Origin of the sequence: Pseudomonas sp. SBT1-2, from assembly GCF_028640875.1 — a bacterium.
In the GTDB taxonomy this organism is placed as follows: Bacteria; Pseudomonadota; Gammaproteobacteria; order Pseudomonadales; family Pseudomonadaceae; genus Aquipseudomonas; species Aquipseudomonas chlororaphis_I.
Genome location: NZ_JAQZAA010000117.1, coordinates 86,533 through 91,374, shown reverse-complemented (window position 1 = coordinate 91,374; position 4,842 = coordinate 86,533). Strand labels below are relative to the sequence as shown.

Annotated in this window: 3 protein-coding genes; 1 reads left to right on the top strand and 2 read right to left on the bottom strand. The window is 63.3% G+C overall.

Annotated elements, in window-relative coordinates:
* Positions 1–294: 294 nt before the first annotated feature.
* Together metK and PVZ78_RS30800 are read right to left on the bottom strand one after the other, a co-directional pair.
* Positions 295–1,485 carry a methionine adenosyltransferase gene (gene metK / locus PVZ78_RS30805; protein WP_009051273.1) on the bottom strand — a complete coding sequence of 397 codons (1,191 nt, stop codon included), beginning with the start codon at positions 1,483–1,485 and terminating at the stop codon, positions 295–297.
* Positions 1,486–1,504: 19 nt separating this feature from the next.
* A complete protein-coding gene (locus tag PVZ78_RS30800; RefSeq protein WP_009051272.1) occupies positions 1,505–2,500 on the bottom strand; it encodes an ArsR/SmtB family transcription factor in 996 nt (331 codons plus the stop codon).
* 272 nt (positions 2,501–2,772) lie between these two features.
* Between PVZ78_RS30800 and tkt the strand changes: the two genes are divergently transcribed.
* A complete protein-coding gene (gene tkt, locus PVZ78_RS30795; protein WP_103331612.1) occupies positions 2,773–4,770 on the top strand; it encodes a transketolase in 1,998 nt (665 codons plus the stop codon).
* The last annotated feature ends 72 nt before the right edge of the window (positions 4,771–4,842 follow it).

Here is a 4,842-nt window from a genome sequence, read left to right as displayed (position 1 = left end):
GTCGTAGGCCACCGCGCGCACGGTTTCCGCCGGCCACCAGACTTGCCGCGCATGGCCAGCCTCGTCGGTGACGGTCTCGACGCTGCCACCAGGTGGGCGGGAGGGAGAAAGGGCGTATGGGTTGCCGGGTATTTCGCGGGCTGGTTTGACGATGGGCCGGTTTTTTCGCGAGCCAGCTTGTACCCGCAGGAATCAGGCTTGCTCCCGTAAGCGGCCCTGCAAATCATGAAACCTTCAGCCACAAAAAAGCCCCGCAAGGCGAACCGTGCGGGGCTTGGGTAAGTGCTGCCGGGATTACAGGCTGGCAGCGGCGCGCAGGGCTTCGGCGCGGTCGGTCTTTTCCCAGGTGAAGGTGGTGAAGGTGTCATCACCCACGGTCTTGGTTTGCGGGGTACGGCCGAAGTGGCCGTAGGCCGCGGTCTCGCGGTACATCGGGTGCAGCAGGTCGAGCATGGTGGTGATCGCGTAAGGGCGCAGGTCGAAGATTTCGCGGACCAGCTTGATGATCTTGTCGTCGCTGATCTTGCCGGTGCCGAAGGTGTTCAGCGAGATCGAAGTCGGTTGCGCCACGCCGATGGCGTAGGACACCTGGATCTCGCAGCGCTCGGCCAGGCCGGCGGCAACGATGTTCTTGGCCACGTAACGACCGGCGTAGGCGGCCGAACGGTCGACCTTCGATGGGTCCTTGCCGGAGAATGCGCCGCCGCCGTGACGGGCCATGCCGCCGTAGCTGTCGACGATGATCTTGCGACCGGTCAGGCCGCAGTCGCCGACCGGGCCGCCGATGATGAACTGGCCAGTCGGGTTGATGTGGAACTGGGTGTCCTTGGACAGCAGTTCGGCCGGCAGCACGTGCTTGACGATCAGTTCCATCACGCCTTCGCGCAGGTCTTTGTACGACACGTCAGGGTTGTGCTGGGTCGACAGGACCACGGCGTCGATGCCGACTACCTTGCCGCCTTCGTAGCGGCAGGTGACCTGGGACTTGGCATCCGGACGCAGCCACGGCAGCAGGCCGGACTTGCGGGCTTCGGCCTGGCGCTGCACCAGTTGGTGCGAGAAGGTGATCGGGGCCGGCATCAGTACGTCGGTTTCGTTGCTGGCGTAGCCGAACATCAGGCCCTGGTCGCCGGCGCCCTGGTCTTCAGGCTTGGCACGGTCGACACCCTGGTTGATGTCGGGGGACTGCTTGCCAATGATGTTCATCACGCCGCAGGTCGCGCCGTCGAAGCCGACGTCGGAGCTGGTGTAGCCGATGTCGGTGATCACGTCACGAACGATCTGCTCCAGGTCAACCCAGGCCGAGGTGGTGACTTCGCCGGCGACGATGGCCACGCCGGTCTTGACCAGGGTTTCCACCGCTACGCGGGCGTGCTTGTCCTGGGCAATGATGGCGTCCAGCACCGCATCGGAAATCTGGTCGGCGATTTTGTCCGGATGCCCTTCAGACACGGACTCGGAGGTGAAAAGGGAGTATTCGCTCATCTCGACGGTTTCCTAAAATTTACCGATGGTGAGTGTCGCCAGCCGGTCGCTGAAAGTGGCGTACCTGGATCTGGAAACCATTACGTAAACCTACATACAGACTTTCTCCGGGAACCAGTCCCGCAGCGGTGGCCCAGCGGGCCAGGTCGTCCTGGTCAAACCCCAGCCAGAGATCACCGCAGGCCTCCCTGGCCCAACTCTGGTTGTGGCTGCACAACTCTGTCACTAACAGGCTGCCGCCCGGTTGCAGCAAGCCGGCCAGGCGTTTCAGCGCATCGGCCGGCGCGGCGAAATGGTGCAGGACCATGTTCAGCACCACGCAATCGGCCGTCAGGCTCACGCCATTCAATGCATCGGCCAGTTGCAGGCTGACGTTAGCCAGCGTTTCGCGTTCACAGACCTGGCGTGCCAGTTCGAGCATGGCCGGGCTGTTGTCCAGCGCGGTCACCCGGGTGAAGCGGTGGGCCAGTTCCGGCAGGAAGCTGCCATCCCCGGGGCCGACTTCGATCGCCGTGGCGGTGTCCGTGAAGTTCAGTTTGTCGAGCAGTGCCAGCACGCTTTCGCGGTACTGGGGCAGTCCTGCGATCAGGTCCTGCTGGGCGCGAAACTTCTCCGCGACCCGTGAGAAAAAGTCCTGGCTGGCGGCCGCCCGCTGGCGGTGCACCAGGCCGATACGCGATTGCACTTCGCCGGGCAGCGTCAGGTTATCCACTTCATCCAGCAGGGCGGCGTGCAGCCGGCCGCCCAGCAGTTCGGTGTGGGGCAGGGCGCGCCGGTAGAAGATCGCGTTGCCTTCGCGGCGGGTCGCCACCAGCTCGGCCTGGGCCAGCACCTTCAGGTGGTGGCTCATGCCGGACTGGCCAATGGCGAAGATCTGCGCCAGTTCCAGTACGCCGAACGAGTCGTTGGCCAGCGCGCGCAATACATTCAGCCGCAGCGGATCGCCGCCGGCCTTGCACAGGGCCGCCAGCTCATCACAGTCATCATGGCTAATGGAGGGCGCGCGTAAATTCATAAGGCCAGCAGTCTAGTGACGCACCCCCAACCTCGCAAGACCAATATCAAAAAGTTTTGATATTGCTCGATAGATGGCACTTAACGGAGGTCGTGATGTTCTACAGACGAACTGCGGAATGGTTTCATCAGGCGATTGCCCCTTTATCGACCGGAAAAACGCGCCAGAGTCATTATCTGTCATTGCCCCCGGCCTACCGCTGAGGGAAAATGCACGCCTTTTTCCGATTCGTTTTATCCAACTCGACTTAGATAACCCCCAGGAGATCAGCGATGCCAAGCCGTCGTGAGCGTGCCAACGCCATTCGTGCCCTCAGCATGGATGCCGTGCAAAAAGCCAACAGCGGCCATCCCGGTGCCCCTATGGGTATGGCGGATATCGCCGAGGTACTTTGGCGTGACTACCTGAAGCACAACCCGAGCAATCCATCCTTCGCCGACCGTGACCGCTTCGTGCTGTCCAACGGCCACGGCTCGATGCTGATCTACTCGCTGCTGCACCTGACTGGCTACGACGTCACCATCGACGACCTGAAGAGCTTCCGCCAGCTGCACAGCCGCACCCCGGGCCACCCGGAGTTCGGCTACACCCCGGGCGTCGAGACCACCACCGGCCCGCTGGGCCAAGGCCTGGCCAATGCCGTGGGCTTCGCCCTGGCGGAAAAGGTCCTGGCGGCGCAGTTCAACCGTCCCGGCCACAACGTCGTCGACCACCACACCTACGTGTTCCTGGGCGATGGCTGCATGATGGAAGGCATTTCCCATGAAGTCGCGTCCCTGGCCGGCACCCTGGGCCTGGGCAAGCTGATCGCCTTCTACGATGACAACGGCATTTCCATCGACGGCGAAGTCGAAGGCTGGTTCACCGATGACACGCCAAAGCGTTTCGAAGCCTACAACTGGCAGGTGATCCGCAACGTCGACGGTCACGACCCTGAAGAGATCAAGACCGCGATCGACACCGCGCGCAAAAGCGAGCAGCCGACCCTGATCTGCTGCAAGACCACCATCGGTTTCGGTTCGCCGAACAAGCAAGGCAAGGAAGACTGCCACGGCGCGCCACTGGGTGCCGAGGAAATCGCCCTGACCCGCGCCGCGCTGAAGTGGAACCACGGCCCGTTCGAAATCCCGGCCGACATCTACGCCGAGTGGGATGCCAAGGAAACCGGTCGCGCCGTCGAAGCCGAGTGGGACCAGCGTTTCTCCGCCTACTCCGCCGAATTCCCTGAGCTGGCCAACGAGCTGGTGCGTCGCCTGAGCGGTGACCTGCCGGCCGACTTCTCCGAGAAGGCCGATGCCTACATCGCCGAAGTCGCGGCCAAGGGCGAAACCATCGCCAGCCGTAAAGCCAGCCAGAACGCCCTGAACGCGTTCGGCCCGCTGCTGCCGGAATTCCTCGGCGGTTCGGCCGACCTGGCCGGTTCCAACCTGACCCTGTGGAAAGGCTGCAAGGGCGTCAGCGCCGAAGACGCCAGCGGCAACTACATGTACTACGGCGTTCGCGAGTTCGGCATGACCGCCATCATGAACGGCGTGGCCCTGCACGGTGGCCTGGTGCCTTACGGCGCGACCTTCCTGATGTTCATGGAATACGCGCGCAACGCGGTACGCATGTCGGCCCTGATGAAGCAGCGCGTGATCCACGTCTACACCCACGACTCCATCGGTCTGGGCGAAGACGGCCCGACGCACCAGCCGATCGAGCAGATCGCCAGCCTGCGCTGCACCCCGAACCTCGACACCTGGCGTCCAGCCGATGCCGTGGAATCGGCTGTGGCCTGGAAAAGCGCGATCGAGCGCAAGGACGGTCCTTCGGCGCTGATCTTCTCCCGCCAGAACCTGCAGCATCAGACCCGCGATGCCGTGCAGATCGCCGCAATCAGCCGCGGCGGCTACGTGCTCAAGGACTGCGCAGGCGAGCCTGAGCTGATCCTGATCGCCACCGGTTCCGAAGTCGGCCTGGCGGTGCAGGCCTTCGACAAACTGACCGAGCAGGGCCGCAAGGTGCGCGTGGTGTCCATGCCATGCACCAGCGTGTTCGATGCTCAGGACGCCGGTTACAAGCAGTCGGTCCTGCCGCTGCAGGTCAGCGCCCGTATCGCCATCGAGGCCGCTCACGCGGACTACTGGTACAAGTACGTCGGCCTGGAAGGTCGCGTCATCGGTATGACCACCTACGGCGAGTCGGCGCCTGCGCCGGCCTTGTTCGAAGAGTTCGGTTTCACCCTGGAGAACATCCTGGGTCAGGCTGAAGAGCTGCTGGAAGACTAAGTCCGCCAGTCGCGTTGTCTGCTGTTCTTCGCGGGCAAGCCTCGCGCCTACGGGATCTTCGTGATCGGTAGG

Coding starts and splice junctions, on each gene's coding strand:
- metK (WP_009051273.1), bottom strand. CDS start 1,485: ATGAGCGAATACTCCCTTTTCACCTCCGAGTCCGTGTCTGAAGGGCAT.
- PVZ78_RS30800 (WP_009051272.1), bottom strand. CDS start 2,500: ATGAATTTACGCGCGCCCTCCATTAGCCATGATGACTGTGATGAGCTG.
- tkt (WP_103331612.1), top strand. CDS start 2,773: ATGCCAAGCCGTCGTGAGCGTGCCAACGCCATTCGTGCCCTCAGCATG.